The sequence below is a fragment of the Streptomyces sp. NPDC047525 genome (assembly GCF_040643025.1).
Taxonomy (GTDB): domain Bacteria; phylum Actinomycetota; class Actinomycetes; order Streptomycetales; family Streptomycetaceae; genus Streptomyces; species Streptomyces durmitorensis.
In genome coordinates this window covers 176,689-195,772 of the sequence record NZ_JBEYTL010000011.1, presented here as the reverse complement: position 1 = coordinate 195,772, position 19,084 = coordinate 176,689, and the positions used below count along the sequence as shown (strand labels likewise).

The following is a 19,084-nucleotide window of genomic DNA, read 5'->3' as shown; positions in this document are numbered from 1 at the left end:
TCCCTTGCCGTCAGCGCCCGTTCCCGGGGGGAACCATGCGGGACCACCACGCCAAGGCACCGCCCTTCACCGATCTGCGCCCGTACAAGGACGTCACGGGAACGGGCCCCGCGGTGGGCTTCCCGGTCTATCCGGACCTGGTGGAGCGGTTGTTGGAGGACAAGGCACAGCCCGATCCTGACGGCGTCGTCCCGCACGCCCTGGCGACCTGCGCGGCGTACGCCTACGCCGGCACCCCGGAGGACCCCGACCCGGCGACGCTCGCCATGATCATGGCCAGGCTCGGCCTGGAGGAGAACCGCTGCCGGGTCTTCGAACAGCGGGTGGGCGCGCTCTACATCGCGTCGGCGGCGTACCTGCTCCAGGACAAGGACCGGCGGGTGGTGATCCTCTGCTACCGCGGCACCCAGCCCGAGGACATCATCAGCATCCTCACCGACGCCGACGTACGCCCCGAGACGCTCCACGTGGACCTCGGCGGCGAGCTGTACGACGTGCACGCGGGCTTCTACCGCAACATGCGGGCCTCGCGGTACCTGGTCATGCAGGCCCTGGAGCGGGCGCTGCGCGGCGAGTCGGTCGACCCCGACGAGCAGGGCACGGTGGGCGACGGCATGGAGGCGCTGTACATCACCGGGCACAGCCTCGGCGGTGCGATGGCGGCGCTGATGGGCGTCGTGCTGGCCCACGAGCCGCGCTACGCCGCCGTCGCAAAACGCCTGAAGGCCGTCTACACCTTCGGCCAGCCCATGCTCGGCGGACCGGAGCTCGCCCGTGCCTGCCACCGGGCCTGCGATCCGCGGGGCGTCCACGTGCTGCGCGACCGGCTCATCCGCTACATCTACGACCGCGATGTGGTGCCCTCGCTGCCGCCGCGCCCGGTCGGGCCGTACACGCCCTTCGGCCGCGAGTTCCACTACCGGCGGCAGCGGGGCCCGGTCGACGGCGCCCTGACGCTCGTGGCCGAGGCGGCGATCGAGGCGCTGTCCCTGCCGGGTGACCTGATCGGGGGGCGGCTGCCTGCCGTGGCGGGGCGCAGGGCGAAGGCGGTGGGGCGGGCCCTGGCGGATGTGGTGCGGGGGCCGGGCCAGGAGCCCGGCTGGGTCGAGGTGCGTGATCCGGCCCCGCGCTACCCGCAGATGGACAGCCTCGCGGGGCTCGCGGTGGTGGCACCCCTCGCGTTCTTCGCGGCCCGGCTCGCGCTGACCCGGAGCGTCCCGTTCACGTACTCCTTCGAGGACCACGGCCCTGGGCACTACGTGAACGCGCTGGCTCCGCCGGGGGTGATGAGCGAGTACGGGGACGTCCGCTGAAACTGCGGCGACAGGGAGCACCCCGGGCGGCATGATGTCCCGGTGGACGAGGTGACGATCAGCGACGAAGACCGCAGGCTTCTCGGGCTCTGGGCGGCCGACTGCGTCGAGCGGGTGCTTCCGCTGTTCGAGGCGCGGGCGCCCGCCGACAGCCGTCCCCGCGCGGCGATCGAGGGCATCCGGGAGTACGTGCGCGAGGGGAAGCGGACCGGGCGGCTGCGCTCGCTCTCCTGGGCGGCGCACGCGGCAGCGCGCGAGGTCGACGACCCGGCCGCCACCGCCGCGGCCCGCGCCGCTTGCTACGCGGCGGCGACCCCCTACATCCACCCGCTGGCCAGCCCGCACCAGTCGAAGCACGCCCTCGCACCCGCGGTCCACCAGGCGCTCGCCCGTGAACTCGCCGCGGGTGAAGGCCCCCAGGTCGGTGACGAGGAGCTCCGGTGGGCGCTCGAGCGCGTATCGCCGGCCGTGCGCGAGCTGGTCAAGCGGATGCCGGCCCGCATCCTTGGGCGCAGCCGCCTCGACACGCTCTACTACGAGCTCGACGTGGCCCTGCGCAGCTGAGGTACGGGGCTCTGGACAGCCGAGCGGTCAGTCGATGCCAGTCGGTGTCAGCCAGTGTCAGTCGATGAAGGCGCCGTCGACATACACCCAGGCCCCGTCGAGCCGCTCGAAACGGCTCCGCTCGCGCAGGGCTTCCTTGCGGCCGCCGTCGGTGTAGCGGGCCCGGAACTCGACCGTGCCGGTGGTGTGGAAGGAAGTGCCGTCCGCCGTGTCCAGGATCTCCAGGCCGATCCAGCGCAGGCCGGGGTCGAACTCCACGCGTGGCGGCCGGGTGCGCGGGTGCCAGGTGCGCAGGAGGTAGGCCTCGTCCTTGACGGCGAAGGCGCAGTAGCGGGAGCGCATCAGCTCCTCGGGCACGGCGGCCGCGGCCTCGCCCCGGTGCAGCCGTCCGCAGCACTTCTCGTACGGCTCGGGGTGGCCGCAGGGGCAGGAGGTGGTCTGGGGGCGGGTGGCGCGTCGGGACATGCGGGCCATTGTCCCTGATGGGCAGACGCCGAAAATGAGCGCCCCGAAGGGGCCATCCGCTACGGGGCGAGGATGTCCAGCTCGTGCAGGGCCCCGACGGCGATCTCCCGCGTCAGTTCCTCGGCCCGCACCGCGTCCGACTCGCGCACCGCCTCCGCGAGCCGGACGTGCAGGGTGACGGCCGCCGGGTCCGGGTCCTCGAACATGACCTGGTGGTGGGTGCGGCCGGCGAGGACCTCCGCGACGACGTCGCCGAGACGGGCGAACATCTCGTTGCCCGACGCGTTCAGGACGATGCGGTGGAAGTTGATGTCGTGGAAGAGGTAGCCCTCCAGCTGCTGTCCCCGCGAGGTGGCGACCATGCCGAGGGCGCACTCCGTGAGGGCCGCGCACTGCTCCGGGGTGGCGTGCTGGGCCGCGAGCCCCGCGGCGGCCGGTTCGATCGCCGAGCGCAGGACCGTGAGGGAGCGCAGCTGGCGCGGCCGGTCGGCGCCCGCGAGACGCCACCGGATGACCTGCGGGTCGTAGACGTTCCACTCCGCGGTGGGCAGCACCGTCACGCCGACCCGGCGCCGGGACTCGACGAGGTGCATCGATTCGAGGACCCGCACCACCTCCCGTACGACGGAGCGTGACACCTCGAACCGCTGGGAGAGCTCGTCCGTGCGCAGCACGCTGCCCGGCGGGTACTCGCCGCCGGTGATGGCGGGCCCGAGGCTTTCCAGTACGCGAGCGTGCAGCCCACGGGCCTGTGCGGTCATGACGTCAGGGTATGTGCGGACCCTCGGGAACAAAAAGTCAGACTTTTGCGTCACAGCCTCTTGAATTTGTCAGACCTAATGGGTTTCAGTGACGTGAACGAGCCATGGGTCTCCCCCGTCCCGTGGCTCGTTCTCGGACCGATGTCGAAGAAGACAGCGAGGCAGGACAGCGATGAGCACCCCCCACGTCGTCGTAGTGATGGGCGTGGCAGGAACCGGCAAGACAACGATCGGCCCCCTGCTCGCGACACAGCTCGGCGTTCCCTACGCCGAGGGCGACGACTTCCACCCCCCGGCGAACATCGCCAAGATGTCGGCCGGGACCCCGCTGACCGACGACGACCGCTGGCCGTGGCTCGATGCCATCGGCGCCTGGGCCCACGGCAGGGCCGGGCTCGGCGGTGTGGTCAGCAGCTCGGCGCTGAAGCGCTCCTACCGCGACCGTCTGCGGGCCGAGGCGCCCGGCATCGTCTTCGTCCACCTCACCGGAGACCGGTCCCTCATCGAGGACCGGATGTCGCACCGGCAGGGCCACTTCATGCCGACGGCCCTGCTCGACTCGCAGTTCGCCACGCTTCAGCCGCTCGGCGCGGACGAGGCGGGCGTCGCGGTCGACGTCACCGGCACCCCCGAAGAGATCAGCGAGCGGGCCTTCCGGGCCCTGGGCGCGCTCGACCAGTAGTTCCCCCGAGAACCCCCGTCCCCCCGCACCCCCCTCCCCTGACGTACAAGGAAGACACCGTGACCAGTCTCAGCGTTGAGATGCTGGCAGCGGACGCCGTCGAGCCGATCACCTCCGCTGGCCACGCCCAGCTGGGTATCGCCGTCCTCGCGGGCATCGCCGTCATCGTCCTGCTCATCACGAAGTTCAAGCTGCACGCGTTCCTGGCCCTGACCATCGGATCGCTCGCCCTCGGCGCCTTCGCGGGCGCCCCGCTCGACAAGGCGATCGCCAGCTTCACCACGGGTCTCGGCTCGACGGTCGCGGGCGTGGGTGTGCTGATCGCGCTCGGCGCGATCCTGGGCAAGCTGCTCGCCGACTCCGGCGGCGCCGACCAGATCGTCGACACGATCCTCGCCAAGGCGGGCGGGCGCTCGATGCCGTGGGCGATGGTCCTGATCGCCTCGGTGATCGGGCTTCCGCTCTTCTTCGAGGTCGGCATCGTGCTGCTGATCCCGGTCGTCCTGATGGTCGCCAAGCGCGGCAACTACTCGCTGATGCGGATCGGCATCCCGGCCCTGGCCGGTCTGTCCGTGATGCACGGTCTCATCCCGCCGCACCCCGGTCCGCTGGTCGCGATCGACGCGGTGGGCGCGAACCTGGGCATCACGCTGGCGCTCGGCGTGCTCATCGCCATCCCGACGGTGATCATCGCCGGGCCCGTCTTCTCGAAGTACGCGGCGAAGTGGGTGGACGTCCCCGCCCCGGACAAGATGATGCCGCAGCGTCCTTCGGAGGACCTGGAGAAGCGTCCCGGGTTCGGCGTGACGGTCGCGACCGTGCTGCTGCCCGTCGTGATGATGCTGGCCAAGGCCCTGGTCGACATCATCGTCGACAACCCCGAGCACACGGTTCAGCGGGTCTTCGACGTCATCGGCTCGCCGCTGATCGCGCTGCTCGCCGCGGTGATCGTGGGCATGTTCACGCTGGGCCGTGCGGCCGGCTTCACCAAGGACCGGCTCTCGACCACCGTCGAGAAGTCGCTCGCGCCGATCGCCGGTGTGCTGATGATCGTCGGTGCGGGTGGTGGCTTCAAGCAGACCCTCATCGACTCCGGTGTCGGTCAGATGGTCCTCGACATCTCCAAGGACTGGTCGATTCCGGCGCTGCTGCTTGCGTGGCTGATCGCCGTGGTGATCCGTCTCGCCACGGGGTCGGCGACGGTGGCCACCATCTCGGCCGCGGGGCTCGTCGCTCCGCTGGCCGCGGACATGTCCGACGTGCACACCGCGTTGCTGGTGCTTGCCATCGGGGCCGGGTCGCTCTTCTTCTCCCACGTGAACGATGCGGGGTTCTGGCTGGTGAAGGAGTACTTCGGGTTGAGCGTCGGGCAGACGATCAAGACCTGGTCGGTCATGGAGACGATCATCTCCGTGGTCGCGGGTGGTCTGGTGCTGTTGCTGTCGCTTGTGATTTAGCCGGGCCGGGGGCCTTGGTTGCCCTCATCACCGGCTTCGCCGAGTTCGTCCTCAAACGCCGGACGGGCTGGAAGCATCCGGCCGGGCTGGATACTTCCGGCCCGGCCGGCTTTTTGCCTTTACTTCCGCCACAGCGGATGCTCCCGTTCCGCCCACTCCGGGTCCACCGACCCGGTCCTCATCCCCCGCCTCGCCTCCGGATCCGCCCAGGCCATCCCCACGTGCCCGGCGATCACCACGCCCAGGGTCAGTGCCAGCCAGTCGTGGACGAACGTGCTTCCCGTGCGCCAGGCCAGGGGGGTGAGGTGCGTGAACCACATCAGCAGGCCCGTGCCCAGCATCACCAGGACCGCCCCCGCGAGCCAGCCCGCGTACAGCTTCTGGCCCGCGTTGAACTTCCCCGCCTTCCGGTGCGCGGCGCCCCGCCGCAGCCAGGCCCTGTCGTGCGGGCCGAAGCGGTTCAGGAGGCGCAGGTCGCCGCGGAAGGCACGGGACGCGAGGCCCGCCAGGAACGGGGCCGGGAGCAGCAGGCCCGACCATTCGTGGACGGTCACCACAAGGGCGCGGCGCCCCACGAGCTCGGCCAGCTGAGGGATGTACAGGCACGCGGCGGTCGCGACACACACCCCCATCAGAAGCGCCGTCACCCGGTGCACCCAGCGCTCCGCGGGGCTGAACCTGCGCACCCGCGCGGCCACTTCAGGTCGTGGGCTCGTCGTCCCTGCCATTCGAATCACCCACCCACGCGTCGACGTCGTAGCCGCGCTTCTCCCAGTACCCCGGCTCCACCTCGTCCGTGAGCGTGATCCCGGAGAGCCACTTCGCCGACTTGTAGAAGTACATGGGGGCGACATAGAGGCGGACCGGGCCGCCGTGGGTGTGGCCCAGGTCCTTGTCCTGCATGCGCAGGGCCACCAGCACGTCGGCCCGCCGCGCCTGTTTCAGCGTCAGGCTCTCGCTGTACGTCCCGTCGAAGCACGTGAAGCGGACGGCTCGGGCCGTGGGCCGCACCCCTGCCGCGTCCAGGAGGGCGGAGAGGCGTACGCCCTCGAAGGGTGTGCTCGGCACGCGCCAGCCCGTCACGCACTGGACGTCGCGCACCAGGCGGGTCTGCGGCAGGACGCGCAGTCGTGGCAGGGAGTACGTCGTGGGGCGGTCCACCAGGCCGTCGATCTTCAGGCGGTAGGCGGACGCGCTCTTGTGCGGGACGGACGCGGCCACCGAGTAGTAGCGGAAGCCACCGCCGTTGGGGAGCAGGTCCGTCAGGCCCGTGGGGTCCTTGTCGGACGCGGCGCCCAGGAAGGATTCCAGGCCCCGCTGGAGCGGCGGCGCGAAGGCCACCCCCGCGACGCCCAGGCCGAGCATGCCGAGGACCAGGCGGCGGCCGACAGGTGCGCCGGTGCCGGTGTCCTCTTCGGGGCGGTGCGGACGGGGAGTTGTCACCCTCTGATTCGAGCACCCGCGGCCCCCGGGGTACAGGGGCCGCGGGTGTCCGTCAGCGTTCCGTCACATCCGGGCGCGGACCACTCGGACGCGGACCACTCCGGGTGCGGACTACTCGCCCGGGGTCTTCGCCGCCTTCTCCAGCTGGAACGCCTCGTTGCCGAGGCCGATCCGCGCGTGCGCCTCCGGCTTGGTCGAGCGCAGGATGGCGCCGTAGACCAGGCCGATCACGGCGGCGAGCAGGATGATGCCGGGCAGCGCCCAGCTGAGCGCCGAGCCGGGGCCCGCGCCGACCAGGACGTCGAAGTCCTTGACGGTGTAGCCCGCGATGACGAGCAGGCCGACCGCGGCGAGGGCGGACGCGGTGATGCGCCAGGCCTGGGCTCGCGCGGCCCCTCGGCGTACGAAGAAGACGATGACCGCGACGGACGCCGTGGCCATCAGGAGGATGACGCCCAGGGCGCCGATGTTGCCGCCCCAGGTGAACAGGTGCAGGACCGGGGCGGTCGGGTCGCCGAACTCGCCGTCGTCGGTGACCGCGAAGGCCACCACGACCAGGACGGAGATGACCGTCTGGAGCAGGGAGCCGGTGCCGGGTGCGCCGGTCGAGGTGTTGGTCCTGCCGAACGTGGCGGGCAGCAGACCCTCGCGGCCCATGGCGAAGGCGTACCGCGCGACCACGTTGTGGAAGGAGAGGATCGCCGCGAACATGCCGGTCACGAACAGGACATGGAGTACGTCGGTGAAGGTTCCGCCGAGCCGGGACTCGGTGAGCCCGAAGAGCAGCCCCGCGCTCTGTTCCTGTGCGGCCGGGACGATGCCGGAGGGGCCCGCGGCGACCGTGAGCGCCCAGGAGCTGATCGCGAAGAAGATCGCGACGAAGCCGACGGCGAAGAACATCACGCGGGCGACGACGACCTGCGGACGGTCGGTCTCCTCCGCGTACACGGGAGCCTGCTCGAAGCCGGTGAAGGCGGCGATGCAGAAGCAGAGCGAGGTGGCGACGCCCGCGCCGGTGAGGGTGTCCGGGTTGAACGCGTGCAGGGACAGGCCTTCCTTGGCCGGGTCCGCGATGGCCGCGATGTCGAAGATGACGACGAGCGCCACCTCGATGAGCAGCAGCACGCCGAGCACGCGCGCGTTCAGGTCGATCTTCAGCCAGGCGAGCACGGCGACGACGGCGACGGTGACGAGTGCCGGTATCCACCAGGCGACTTCGACGTCGAAGTAGGTGTGGAGCAGCCCGGAGACCTCGAAGCCGAGGAGGCCGTAGAGGCCCGCCTGCAGGACGCTGTAGGCGACGAGCGCGACCAGCGACGCACCCGCGCCCGCGGTGCCGCCCAGGCCCCTCGATATGTACGCGTAGAAGGCACCCGCGTTGTGTACGTGGCGGCTCATCTCGGCGTAGCCGAAGCTGAACAGGCCGAGGACCACGCCGAGGATCAGGAACAGCAGCGGCTGTCCGACCACGCCCATCACGCCGTATGTGGTGGGCATGACACCGGCGACGACCATGAGCGGTCCGGTCGCCGCGAGCACGGACAGGAGGAGACCCGCCGTGCCGAGCCGGCCGGCGCGCAGGGCCGTCTCCTGACCCTTGTACGTGCTGATCCCGCTGCCGTCGGCGGCGCTCCCGGCGGCCTTGCCCGCGGGTCTCGTGTCGCTCGTGCTGCTCGAACTGCCCGTCGCCATGGCGCGGTTGTCCTTTCGAGTGGGCCGGTTGGTGCGGTGGGTCAGGCGGAGCCGAGCGCGGCGCTGCGCGCGGCGGTGAACGCCTTGTACGGGTCCCGGTCCGGGTACGACCAGGGTGCTCGGGTCGCGTGCCGCCCGATGCGGTGGAAGAGGGCGGCCGACTCGGCCGCCCGGCCCTCGCAGAACTTGGCGTGGGCGAGGAAGTTGAGGTCGACGCGGCCGCGGGGGTGGGACCTGTTCCCGGGCATCTCCCACTCCAGCCACCAGTCGAAGGCGGCCTTCATGACCTGGCGTGCCCGGCGTCCCGTCCAGTGCTCGGAGGCCGCCGGGTTCACGGGCTCGCTGCCCGCGGCGGCGAGGACGCGGTAGCGCTCGGCGTGCGCGATGACGGGCAGGACCGCCAACGGCGAGTCCGTGGGCGCCTGTTCGGCCGCCCAGGCGGCGAAGTCGTACACCTCGTGCAGCGGGTCCTGGCCCGCGGCGGGGCGCCGCTCGGCGAGCCTTGCCACCATCAGGTGGTGGGCATGGTGGTGCTCGGGGTGCCGGTGGCGGACCTCGTCGAAGAGCCGTACGACGTCCTCCTCGCGGCCCAGGGAACGCTCCAGGGTGAGCAGCGCGAGCCACGGCGTGGGGTCCGCGGGCAGCAGCGCGGCCGCTTCGCGGCAGGCGTCCCGCGCCTTCTCCGAGCGCCCCTTGCCACGCAGCGCGAGGTGCACGGAGGCATGGGCGAGCAGCAGCACGGCATCGGTGCTCTCCGGCTCGGCGAGCCGCCAGTCACCGGCCCAGGCGGTGGTGGTGTGCTCCTGCGCGAGTACGTCGAACCGGTGGCCCCTGCGGTCCCAGTCGTCGCCGGTCGCGGCGAGCAGCGCGCGGACCTCGGTCCAGCGTCCCTGGGTCAGAGCGGTGCGGGCATCGGCGAGTTCGGCGTCGTCGAGTGCGGGGTCGAAGGCGTAGGCCGCTCGCTTGCGGGAACGGCCCAAGGGGGGTGGGGGTGGTGACACCGCGGGACTTCCTCCCCGGCGCGGCTCGCGTGCGGATGATCACGCACAGCAAAGCGGTAGGCAGCCCTCCAGTCAAGGTCTGCCCACGCCAGGGCCCTTCACCAACTCGTTTCAGAATCCGCAGACTTCATCCCCGACCTGCGGGGTTGCCCGCAAGGACACGATTCGGACAAGCGGCGACGATCATGCAGCGATGCGACGAACGCCCCCTTCAGCTCACCGACTTGGCGGCCGCACGGCCCGCCGCGCGCCCCGAGAAGAGACAGCCGCCGAGGAACGTGCCTTCGAGCGAGCGGTAGCCGTGCACTCCCCCGCCGCCGAACCCGGCGGCCTCCCCCGCCGCGTACACACCGGGAAGCGGTTCGCCGCCCTCGGTCAGGACGCGCGACGACAGGTCGGTCTCCAGGCCGCCGAGGGTCTTGCGGGTGAGGATGTTGAGCCGCACCGCGACGAGCGGGCCCGCCTTGGGGTCGAGGATGCGGTGCGGGGCCGCGGCCCTGATGAGCCGGTCGCCGAGGAACTTGCGGGCGCCGTGGATCGCGGTGACCTGGAGGTCCTTGGTGAAGGGATTGGCGATCTCGCGGTCGCGCGCGGTGATCGTGCGGCGCAGCGCGGCCTCGTCGATGAGGGGCTCCTTGGTGAGCGCGTTCATGCCGCGCACGAGGGAGGAGAGGTCCTTCTCCACGACGAAGTCCGCGCCGTTGTCCATGAACGCCTTGACGGGGGCGGCCACGTCGGCGCGCGCCCGGTCGATGACGCCGCGCACGGACTTGCCGGTGAGGTCGGGGTTCTGCTCGGAGCCGCTGAGCGTGAACTCCTTGCCGATGATGCGCTGGTTGAGCACGAACCACGTGTACTCGTACCCGGACTTCATGATGTGTTCGAGCGTGCCGAGGGTGTCGAAGCCGGGGAAGAGCGGCACGGGAAGACGGTCGCCGCGCGCGTCGAGCCAGAGCGAGGAGGGGCCCGGCAGGATGCGGATGCCGTGGTTGTCCCAGATGGGGTTCCAGTTCTGGATGCCCTCGGTGTAGTGCCACATGCGGTCGCGGTTGATGAGGCGCGCCCCGGCCTCCTCGGTGATGCCGAGCATCCGTCCGTCGACGTGCGCGGGCACGCCGGAGACCATCCGCTGTGGCGGGGTGCCGAGCCGCTCGGGCCAGTTGGCGCGCACGAGGTCGTGGTTGCCGCCGATGCCGCCGGAGGTGACGATCACCGCCTGGGCCCTGAACTCGAAGGACCCGGTGACCTCGCGGCTGCTGGCCTTGCCGCGTTCGACGTCGGAGGGTTCGAGGACCTCACCGGTGACGGTGTCGACGCTGCCCGCGCTGCGGGAGAGCCCCGAGACCCGGTGGCGGAACTTGATCTGGACGAGGCCGCGGGCGACGCCTTCGCGGACGCGGCGCTCGAAGGGGGCGACGAGGCCGGGACCCGTGCCCCAGGTGATGTGGAAGCGGGGCACGGAGTTGCCGTGGCCCTGCGCGTCGTAGCCGCCGCGCTCGGCCCAGCCGACCACGGGGAAGAACCGCACGCCCTGCCGGTGCAGCCAGGACCGCTTCTCGCCCGCGGCGAAGTCGACGTACGCCTCGGCCCACTTGCGCGGCCAGTGGTCCTCGGGGCGGTCGAACGCGGCCGTGCCCATCCAGTCCTGGAGGGCCAGGGCGTGCGAGTCCTTGATGCGGAGCCTGCGCTGCTCCGGGGAGTCGACGAAGAAGAGCCCGCCGAAGGACCAGTGCGCCTGGCCGCCGAGCGACTGCTCGGGCTCCTGGTCGAGGAGGATGACCCGGCGGCCCGCGTCGACGAGTTCCGCGGTGGCCGCGAGGCCTGCGAGGCCCGCGCCGATCACGATGACGTCTGCGTCGTAGGCCATCGGGGGGTTCCTCCTAAGCAGGGGCTTACTGGTGAGTCAGATCCTGGGCAGCGAAGTGACCGGCGTCAACCGTCCCGCGCGGGTGACTCGCGGAGCGGAGGGCCCCGGGTAGGGCTATCGTCGGCCGGGTAGCCGCCCAAATCCTGCCTTCTGCCCCGCCTCGAGCCCGTCCCCCGTCTTGAGGTACGACGTGTCGGTCCTGGTCCTCGTCCTCTCCGTCTCGGCCGCCTGCTGCCTGGGCTTCGGTTTCGTGTTCCAGCAGGACGCGGCGCAGCGCGCGCCCCTGAGCGACTTCCTCTCGCCGCGGCTGCTGCTCGACCTGGTGCGGGTGCCGGAGTGGCTCGGCGGGATCGGCCTCATGGTGTGCGGCATGGTCCTCGGCGCGCTCGCGCTCGGCCAGGGCGAGGTGTCGCTGGTGGAGCCGCTCCTGGCCACGAACCTGATCTTCGCCCTCGTGCTCTCCCGCCACCGGACCAAGCAGCCCCTGGGGCGACAGGGCTGGGCGGGGCTCGCGCTGCTGGCGGGCGGGGTCACCGCGTTCATCGTGGCGGGCGAGCCGCGGGGCGGGGACTCCGAGTCCGATCCGCTGCGGCAGTGGCTGATCATCGGCGTGGTGGTGGGCACCGCCATGCTCCTCACGGTGTACGCGAAGGGGTCCAGGCACCGGTTCACCGCCGGGCCCGTGCTGCTGGGGGTGGCGGCGGGGCTGCTGTACGGCGTGCAGGACGCGCTGACCCGGGTGAGCGGGAAGCGGCTCTCCGAGGAAGGGTGGGTCGCGCTGTTCACGGGGTGGCAGCCGTACGCGGTGCTTGTGCTCGGGGTGACCGGGCTGCTCCTGGTGCAGAGCGCGTTCGAGACGGCGCCGCTGCGCATGTCGCTGCCCGCGCTGACCGCCGCGCAGCCGTTGGCGGGGATCGTGTGCGGGGTGGGTTTCCTGGGGGATCAGCTGCGGATGGACGCGGGGGCACTGGCCTGGCAGGCGACGGGCCTCGCGGCCATCGTGGGCGGAATCGTGCTCCTGGGGCTGCACCCCGCGATGCCGAGGGCCGGGGGGCGATTACCGGTGCGGGCGGTGGAATGACGGGGCTGGCGCGGGGGCCTTGGTCGCCGCCGGTCACCGGCTCCGCCGAGTTCGTCCTCAAACGCCGGACGGGCTGAAAGTGCACCCCCTCGCCTTTTATTAATGTCCGGCATTACAGTGATCCCATGCCGAGGACCTCAGGACCCGAGACCCGGGAGAAGCTCATCCGCGCGGGCGAGGAAGTGTTCGCCGCGCAGGGCGTGCACGGCGCGCAGCTGCGCGACATAGTCCGGCTCGCCGGGCAGAGCAACCCCTCCGCGGTGCAGTACCACTTCAGCAGCCGGGCAGGCCTCCTGGACGCCGTCATGGCCGAGCGCCAGACCCGTACGGAGAAAGTGCTCACCGCGGAGCTCGCGCGGGCCGACGACGACGGGCTCCGCGGCCTGCTGCGCGCCCTCGTGGCCGCCGAAGCCACGGAGCTGCGCACCGAGCGGGGCCGCCGCTGCCTGCGCATCTCCACCCAGCTCAGCCACGAGAGCGGCGTACGCACCCGCACCCCGCACCCCACCATCGACGGCACCGTCTACTGGGATCTGATCGGACGCGTCGAGAGCTGCCTCACCGCGCTCCCGGAGCCGCTGCGGCTCGAACGCCTCGACCTGGCCCTCACCCTCATCGGCGCCGCCATGGCCGACCGCGCGGGTCAGTACCTGGCCGGCACCACCCCTCTGACCGACGAGGCCCTCTTCACCGCCGACCTCGTCGAGACCACCACAGCTCTGCTGCAAGCCCCTCGACCCGCACTGGGAGACATGCCATGACCGAATCGCACGTGACCGGATCGAACCCGCACGACCTCACCGGCAGGACCGTCGTCATCACCGGCGCCGCCCGCGGCCTGGGCGCCGAGGCCGCGCGCCAGGCGGTCGCCGCCGGTGCGAACGTCGTCCTCACCGACGTGCTCGACGCCGAGGGCAAGGCCACCGCCGCCGAACTCGGCGAGCGCGCCCGCTTCGCGCACCACGACGTGACCTCGCAGGAGGACTGGCAGCGCGTCGTGGAGCTCGCGGTCACCGAGTTCGGCGGGATCCACGGCCTGGTCAACAACGCCGGCATATCCACGGGCCAGTTCCTCGAGTCGGAGTCGGTCGAGCACTTCCGCAAGGTCCTCGACATCAACCTCACCGGCGTCTTCATCGGCATGAAGAGCGTCATCCCGGCCATGAAGGAGGCCGGCGGCGGGTCCATCGTCAACATCTCGTCGGCGGCCGGGCTCATGGGCCTCGCGCTCACCGCCGGTTACGGCGCCTCCAAGTGGGGCGTCCGCGGCCTCACGAAGATCGGGGCCGTGGAGCTCGGCACCGCGCGCATCCGCGTCAACTCCGTCCACCCGGGCATGACGTACACCCCGATGACCGCGCAGGTGGGCATCGAGAAGGGTGAGGGCAAGTACCCCAACACCCCGATGGGCCGGGTCGGCGAGCCGCACGAGATCGCGGGCGCCATGGTCTTCCTGCTCTCGGACGCCGCTTCGTACGTGACCGGCGCCGAGCTCGCCGTCGACGGCGGCTGGACCGCCGGACCCACCGTGAAGTACGTCATGGGGCAGTGAGACCGGCCGCTCCGCGGTGAGGTTGGATGGCCGGCATGACGACGAACAGCCGGCCCGTGCCCGACCCCCGCGAAGAGATCCTGGCCATCGTCGACGAGAACGACGAGGTCGTCGGCGAGGCCCCGCGCGGCGAGGCGTACGCGCGAGGCCTGCGCCACCGCTGCGTGTTCATCCAGGCGCGGGACGCCGACGGCCGTGTCTTCGTGCACCGGCGCACGCCGGTCAAGCTGGTCTTCCCCTCGATGTACGACATGTTCGTCGGCGGTGTCGTCGGGGCCGGCGAGTCCTACGACGACGCCGCCCTGCGCGAGGCGGAGGAGGAGCTCGGGGTCCATGGACTCCCGCGCCCCACACCGCTGTTCAAGTTCCTGTACGAGGACGGCGCGGGGCACAGCTGGTGGTCGTACCTCTACGAAGTGCGCTGCGACCTGCCCGTGAACCCTCAGGTCGAGGAGGTCGCCTGGCACGCCTTCCTCACCGACGCGGAGCTGGAGCAGCGGCTCGGCGAGTGGGCGTGGGTGCCGGACGGGCTCGCGGCGTACGAGCGGCTGCGGGAGTTCCGTGCGGGTTAGGGCGGGTTAGGGTGCGGCGAGTGAGCAACTTCGTACAGAGCCTGCGCCTGTGGTTCGCGCCCGAGCGGATCCGCGACGAGGGCGACACCCCCGACTACCGCTTCTCGCTCGCCAACGAACGCACCTTCCTCGCCTGGCTGCGCACCGCGCTGGCCCTCATCGGCGGCGGTTTCGCGGTGGACCAGTTCCTGCCTGACCTGCGCTGGGGCTGGCGCATCGGGCTCGCGCTCGCCCTGCTCGCCGCGGGTGTGCTCAGCTCGTTGCGTGCGGTCAACCACTGGGTGCGCTGCGAGCGGGCCATGCGGCGCGGCGACGATCTGCCGGTCTCGCGCTTCCCGACCGTCCTGAGCCTGGCCGTCGCGGTCGTGGCGCTCGCCATGGTCGTCGTCGTGCTCTTCGGGTGGGAGGGGTGACGGACCGGGACGAGGTCCGGGTGCCCGAGCGCGATCCGGGGCTCCAGCCGGAGCGTACGAGGCTCGCGTGGCGGCGTACGACGCTGTCCTGCACCGTCGCGGCGGTCCTTGCGGCGCGGGCCGCGCTCCAGGAGGGAACCACCGCGGTGGCCGTCGTCGCCTGCGCCCTGTGCCTGCTCCTGTGGCTGGGCTTCCTGGGCGTGGCGCACCACAGGATGACCGAGCTCGCCGCCACCAGCAGACCGCGGCGGCTCTCGGCGCGGGCCGCGGCGACGGCCGCGCTGTGCACGATGGCGCTCGCGGCGTGCGCGACGGCCATGGTGTTCTGACGGGCACTCCCGCGCGAAGGCCCGTCCTCAGTGCGCGAAGGCGCGTCCTCAGTGCGCGGCGGGCCCGTCCTCCGCCGTCCAGTCCACCGTGACGACGATCTTGCCCCGCGTACGGCCCTCCGCGCTGAGGCGATACGCGTCCGCCGCCCGCTCCAGCGGGAACGTCTCGGAGACATGGACCGTGACGACGTCCTGCTCCACCAGCTGCGTCAGGCGCTGGAGGTCGTCGGCGTCCGGACGTACGAAGCAGTAGTGGCCGCCGAGGCCGATCACCGCGCCGTCCGCGATCGACGCGAGACGGCCGCCGGGCGCGAGGACCTCGGCGGACACCTTGAGTGCGTCGCCGCCGACCGTGTCGAAGGCGGCGTCCACCCCCTCCGGCGCCAGGGCGCGTACGCGTTCGGCCAGACCCTCGCCGTAGGTGACCGGTTCCGCGCCGAGTTCGCGCAGGAAGTCGTGGTTGCGCTCGCTCGCGGTGCCGATGACGCGGGCGCCCGCGTGCCGGGCCAGCTGGACGGCGATCGAGCCGACACCGCCGGCCGCCGCGTGCACGAGGACGACGTCGCCCTCCGTCACGTCGAGCGTCTTGGTGATCACCTGGAAGGCGGTGAGCCCCGCGAGCGGCAGTCCCGACGCCTCCTCGAAGGTGAGGTTGCGCGGCTTGCGGGCGAGGGTGCGCACGGGGGCGGCGACGTACTCGGCGAAGGTGCCGCGCGAGAGGAAGTCCTCGCGCACGTATCCGATGACCTCGTCCCCCACCACGAACTCCGGGACGGCGGCGCCCGGCTGCACCACGACACCCGCGACGTCCCAGCCGGGGATGACCGGGAAGACGGGGTCGAGGATGGCGTCGAGGTGCCCGCCCATGCACTTCCAGTCGACGGGGTTCACCGACGCGGCGCGGACCTTCACCAGGACGGAGTCGGGGCCGACCTTGGGGTCGCGCACATCGCCGTACTCGAGGACTTCGGGGCCGCCGTACTGGCGGTAGCTGATCGCCTTCATGGGGTCTCCGGTGGTCCTCCGGTGGTGGAAACATCAACAAGGCTTCCATATCCCCATCAAAGGGGCATCGAGTACTAGCCTGAGAGGGTCACCCCCTCCCACAGAAGGTGCACGCGCCATGAGCACGCTCCACCACGAACACCCCGTCCACGAGCACATCCACGGCCCGGCCTGCGGCCACCCGGAGGTGCCGCACGGCGATCACGTCGACTACGCGCACGACGGCCACATGCACCGGCTGCACTCCGGCCACTGGGACGAGTGCGAGCCGGACGAGCACTCCGTGCACGAGGGGCACGACCACCGGCACGGCGAGGGCTGCGGGCACAGCTCGGTGCTGCACGGCGACCACGTCGACTACGTCCACGACGGCCACCGGCACGCGGCGCACGACGGGCACTGGGACGACCACTGAGGGCACCGCCCTCCACCGTCTTGGCCGACTTCCCCCGCGCGGGCGCCAACTGGCAGTCTGTGGCGGGGGATCGGTGCGTTCGGGGGCATCCGCGCCGCCGCGATCCCGATCACGTTCCCCCTGCGCTCTGGACTACATACCGACTGGTCGGCATCATGAACGTCAGCGCGACGCAGCGCGGCATTTCGACGACGACCGTCCGACCAGGAGCGAAGATGAGCTCAGACCATCCACCAGGCCTCGACCTCGACCAGTTGCGCGGCCATCTGGACCGCGAGCGGCCGGGCCTCGTGGGCGGCCCGCTCACCGCCCGGCTGATCGAGGGCGGCAGGTCGAACCTCACGTACGCCGTGACGGACGGGACCACCCGCTGGGTCGTGCGGCGGCCACCGCTCGGGCACGTGCTGGCGACCGCGCACGACATGAAGCGCGAGCACCGGGTGATCAGCGCGCTGCACGGGACCGATGTGCCGGTGCCGGAGCCGCTGCTGCTCTGCGAGGACGACGCCGTGATCGGTGCGCCCTTCTACGTCATGGAATTCGTGGACGGCACCCCGTACCGCACCGCCGAGGAGCTGGCGCCCCTGGGCGCCGAGCGCACCCGTGCGGCGGTGCTCGGCCTCGTCGACACCCTCGTCGACCTGCACTCCGTGGACCCGCAAGCGGTCGGCCTCGGTGACTTCGGGCGGCCCGACGGCTTCCTGGACCGGCAGCTGCGCCGCTGGGGCAAGCAGCTCGACGCCTCGCGCAACCGCGACCTGGCGGGGATCGACGAGCTGCACGCCGCCCTGGGACGGCAGCTTCCCGTCTCCCCCGCGGCCACCGTCGTGCACGGTGACTACCGCCTCGACAACGTCCTGATCGGCGACGACGACCGGATCAAGGCGATCCTCGACTGGGAGATGTCCACGCTCGGCGATCCGCTCACCGACCTGGGCCTGCTCGTCATGTACAGCACCAGGCTCACCCTGCCGGACTCCCCCATCAGCACCACGGCGGGTGCGCCCGGACACCCGGACGCCGCCGAGCTGATCGAGCGGTACGCCGCGCGCTCGGGGCGCGACGTCTCGGCCGTCTCCTGGTACACGGCGTTCGCGTGGTTCAAGCTCGCCGTGATCCTGGAGGGCATCCACTACCGGTACACGCTCGGCCAGACGGTCGGCGCGGGCTTCGACCGCATCGGGGAGCTGGTCCCCGTCTTCATCGAGCACGGCCTCACCACCCTCCAAGGACGACAGGAAGGCTGAGACAGCCATGGACTTCGCATTCGACGCCCGCACCGAAGAGCTGCGCGACAGGCTCCTCACCTTCATGGACGAGCACGTCTACCCGGCGGAGAAGACCGCCGACGAGCAGCGCGCACTCCTCGCGTCGCCCTGGGACACCCCGGCCGTCGTCGGCGAACTGAAGGCCGAGGCCCGCAAGCAGGGGCTGTGGAACCTCTTCCTGCCGGACGCCGAGCACGGCGCGGGGCTGACGAATCTCCAGTACGCCCCGCTCGCCGAGATCACCGGCCGCTCCCCGCACCTGGCGCCCACCGCGCTGAACTGCGCCGCCCCGGACACCGGCAACATGGAGGTCCTCGCCCAGTTCGGGAACGAGGAGCAGAAGAAGCAGTGGCTCGAGCCCCTGCTCGCCGGTGAGATCCGCTCGGCGTTCGCGATGACCGAGCCGGAGGTGGCCTCGTCCGACGCCACGAACATCACCACGCTCATCGAGCGTGAAGGCGACGAGTACGTCATCACCGGGCGCAAGTGGTACATCTCCGGGGCGATGAACCCCGACTGCCAGATCTTCATCCTGATGGGCAAGACGGACCCCGACGGCGCCGACCCGCGCCGCCAGCAGTCCATGGTGCTCGTGCCGCGCGACACCCCGGGTGTCGAGGTACGGCGCGCGATGCAGGTGTACGGCTACGAGGACCACTCCCACGGAGGACACGCCGAGGTCGTCTTCGACCGGGTCCGGGTTCCCGTGAGCAACCTGATCGGCGAGGAGGGCGGCGGCTTCGCCATCGCCCAGGCGCGCCTGGGTCCCGGCCGCATCCACCACTGCATGCGGCTCATCGGCATGGCCGAGCGTGCCATCGAGCTGATGTGTCAGCGGGCGGTGGCACGTACGGCCTTCGGCAAGCCGCTGGCCCAGCAGGGCGTCGTCCAGGAGTGGATCGCGGACGCCCGGGTCGCGGTGGAGCAGCTGCGGCTGCTCGTCCTGAAGACCGCGTGGCTGATGGACACCGTCGGCAACAAGGGCGCGCACACGGAGATCCAGTCCATCAAGATCGCCACCCCGCGCACGGTCGTCGGCATCCTCGACCAGGCCGTCCAGCTGCACGGCGCGGGTGGCGTGAGTCAGGACTTCCCGCTCGCTGAGCTGTGGGCCGCGGCGAGGACTCTGCGTCTGGCGGACGGGCCCGACGAGGTGCACCAGCGGTCGCTGGCGCGGCGGGAGCTGAAGAAGTACCTGTAGCTC

The 19,084-nt window shown here is 71.4% G+C and carries 21 protein-coding genes; 13 read left to right on the top strand and 8 right to left on the bottom strand.

Annotation, left to right across the window (positions count from 1 at the left end; translation table 11 throughout):
• Positions 1-35: 35 nt before the first annotated feature.
• Positions 36-1,313 (top strand): lipase family protein, encoded by a 1,278-nt coding sequence (locus ABZ833_RS30100; RefSeq protein WP_361052840.1) that lies wholly within the window; start codon positions 36-38, stop codon positions 1,311-1,313.
• A 42-nt stretch (positions 1,314-1,355) separates the two neighbouring features.
• Complete coding sequence (locus tag ABZ833_RS30095) at positions 1,356-1,877, top strand: putative immunity protein (protein ID WP_361052837.1); 522 nt, start codon at positions 1,356-1,358, stop codon at positions 1,875-1,877.
• 57 nt (positions 1,878-1,934) lie between these two features.
• On the opposite strand, the gene ABZ833_RS30090 is transcribed toward ABZ833_RS30095, so the two are convergent.
• A complete protein-coding gene (locus tag ABZ833_RS30090) occupies positions 1,935-2,342 on the bottom strand; it encodes a YchJ family protein (protein ID WP_361052834.1) in 408 nt (135 codons plus the stop codon).
• A gap of 59 nt (positions 2,343-2,401) precedes the next feature.
• Positions 2,402-3,103 (bottom strand): FCD domain-containing protein, encoded by a 702-nt coding sequence (locus tag ABZ833_RS30085; protein WP_361052831.1) that lies wholly within the window; start codon positions 3,101-3,103, stop codon positions 2,402-2,404.
• Between the two features lie 172 nt (positions 3,104-3,275).
• Between ABZ833_RS30085 and ABZ833_RS30080 the strand changes: the two genes are divergently transcribed.
• Together ABZ833_RS30080 and ABZ833_RS30075 are read left to right on the top strand one after the other, a co-directional pair.
• A complete protein-coding gene (locus tag ABZ833_RS30080; RefSeq protein ID WP_361052828.1) occupies positions 3,276-3,785 on the top strand; it encodes a gluconokinase in 510 nt (169 codons plus the stop codon).
• A 59-nt stretch (positions 3,786-3,844) separates the two neighbouring features.
• The gene (locus ABZ833_RS30075) at positions 3,845-5,242 is read left to right on the top strand and encodes a gluconate:H+ symporter (protein WP_361052825.1); all 1,398 of its coding nucleotides are present in this window, start codon (positions 3,845-3,847) and stop codon (positions 5,240-5,242) included.
• A gap of 119 nt (positions 5,243-5,361) precedes the next feature.
• On the opposite strand, the gene ABZ833_RS30070 is transcribed toward ABZ833_RS30075, so the two are convergent.
• The 5 genes from ABZ833_RS30070 to ABZ833_RS30050 form a co-directional block, all read right to left on the bottom strand.
• Complete coding sequence (locus tag ABZ833_RS30070) at positions 5,362-5,970, bottom strand: cytochrome b/b6 domain-containing protein (RefSeq protein WP_361052822.1); 609 nt, start codon at positions 5,968-5,970, stop codon at positions 5,362-5,364.
• Positions 5,942-6,607, bottom strand: coding sequence for a molybdopterin-dependent oxidoreductase (locus ABZ833_RS30065; protein ID WP_361053031.1), 666 nt, complete (start codon positions 6,605-6,607; stop codon positions 5,942-5,944). The genes ABZ833_RS30070 and ABZ833_RS30065 overlap by 29 nt, the downstream gene beginning before the upstream one ends.
• A gap of 189 nt (positions 6,608-6,796) precedes the next feature.
• Positions 6,797-8,377, bottom strand: a complete 1,581-nt coding sequence (locus ABZ833_RS30060) for an APC family permease (protein WP_361052819.1) — start codon at positions 8,375-8,377, stop codon at positions 6,797-6,799.
• A 41-nt stretch (positions 8,378-8,418) separates the two neighbouring features.
• A complete protein-coding gene (locus ABZ833_RS30055; protein ID WP_361052816.1) occupies positions 8,419-9,378 on the bottom strand; it encodes a hypothetical protein in 960 nt (319 codons plus the stop codon).
• 211 nt (positions 9,379-9,589) lie between these two features.
• Positions 9,590-11,245 carry an FAD-binding dehydrogenase gene (locus tag ABZ833_RS30050; RefSeq protein ID WP_361052813.1) on the bottom strand — a complete coding sequence of 552 codons (1,656 nt, stop codon included), beginning with the start codon at positions 11,243-11,245 and terminating at the stop codon, positions 9,590-9,592.
• Positions 11,246-11,435: 190 nt separating this feature from the next.
• On the opposite strand from ABZ833_RS30050, the gene ABZ833_RS30045 reads away from it, so the two are divergent.
• The 6 genes from ABZ833_RS30045 (at position 11,436) to ABZ833_RS30020 (ending at position 15,192) form a co-directional block, all read left to right on the top strand.
• Positions 11,436-12,326, top strand: a complete 891-nt coding sequence (locus tag ABZ833_RS30045) for a DMT family transporter (protein WP_361053030.1) — start codon at positions 11,436-11,438, stop codon at positions 12,324-12,326.
• Positions 12,327-12,451: 125 nt separating this feature from the next.
• On the top strand, positions 12,452-13,087 hold the full coding sequence (locus tag ABZ833_RS30040) for a helix-turn-helix domain-containing protein (protein ID WP_361052810.1): 636 nt from the start codon (positions 12,452-12,454) through the stop codon (positions 13,085-13,087).
• Complete coding sequence (locus tag ABZ833_RS30035; protein WP_361052807.1) at positions 13,084-13,878, top strand: glucose 1-dehydrogenase; 795 nt, start codon at positions 13,084-13,086, stop codon at positions 13,876-13,878. The genes ABZ833_RS30040 and ABZ833_RS30035 overlap by 4 nt, the downstream gene beginning before the upstream one ends.
• Before the next feature lie 35 nt (positions 13,879-13,913).
• Positions 13,914-14,450: an NUDIX domain-containing protein gene (locus ABZ833_RS30030; protein ID WP_361052804.1), complete on the top strand. Its 537-nt coding sequence runs from the start codon at positions 13,914-13,916 to the stop codon at positions 14,448-14,450.
• Between the two features lie 20 nt (positions 14,451-14,470).
• Positions 14,471-14,863, top strand: coding sequence for a DUF202 domain-containing protein (locus tag ABZ833_RS30025; RefSeq protein WP_361052801.1), 393 nt, complete (start codon positions 14,471-14,473; stop codon positions 14,861-14,863).
• Entirely contained in the window at positions 14,860-15,192 is a 333-nt protein-coding gene (locus ABZ833_RS30020; protein WP_361052798.1) for a DUF202 domain-containing protein, read from the top strand. Before ABZ833_RS30025 ends, ABZ833_RS30020 begins: the two co-directional genes overlap by 4 nt.
• 48 nt (positions 15,193-15,240) lie before the next feature.
• Here the strand turns inward: ABZ833_RS30020 and ABZ833_RS30015 are convergent, their stop codons facing one another.
• The gene (locus tag ABZ833_RS30015) at positions 15,241-16,197 is read right to left on the bottom strand and encodes an NADP-dependent oxidoreductase (RefSeq protein WP_361052795.1); all 957 of its coding nucleotides are present in this window, start codon (positions 16,195-16,197) and stop codon (positions 15,241-15,243) included.
• Between the two features lie 118 nt (positions 16,198-16,315).
• Here ABZ833_RS30015 and ABZ833_RS30010 point away from each other — a divergent pair, with 118 nt between their 5' ends.
• The 3 genes from ABZ833_RS30010 (at position 16,316) to ABZ833_RS30000 (ending at position 19,081) form a co-directional block, all read left to right on the top strand.
• Entirely contained in the window at positions 16,316-16,612 is a 297-nt protein-coding gene (locus tag ABZ833_RS30010; protein ID WP_249590910.1) for a hypothetical protein, read from the top strand.
• Between the two features lie 215 nt (positions 16,613-16,827).
• Positions 16,828-17,859, top strand: coding sequence for a phosphotransferase family protein (locus ABZ833_RS30005; RefSeq protein ID WP_361052792.1), 1,032 nt, complete (start codon positions 16,828-16,830; stop codon positions 17,857-17,859).
• A gap of 7 nt (positions 17,860-17,866) precedes the next feature.
• Positions 17,867-19,081, top strand: coding sequence for an acyl-CoA dehydrogenase family protein (locus ABZ833_RS30000; protein WP_361052789.1), 1,215 nt, complete (start codon positions 17,867-17,869; stop codon positions 19,079-19,081).
• Positions 19,082-19,084: the final 3 nt, after the last annotated feature.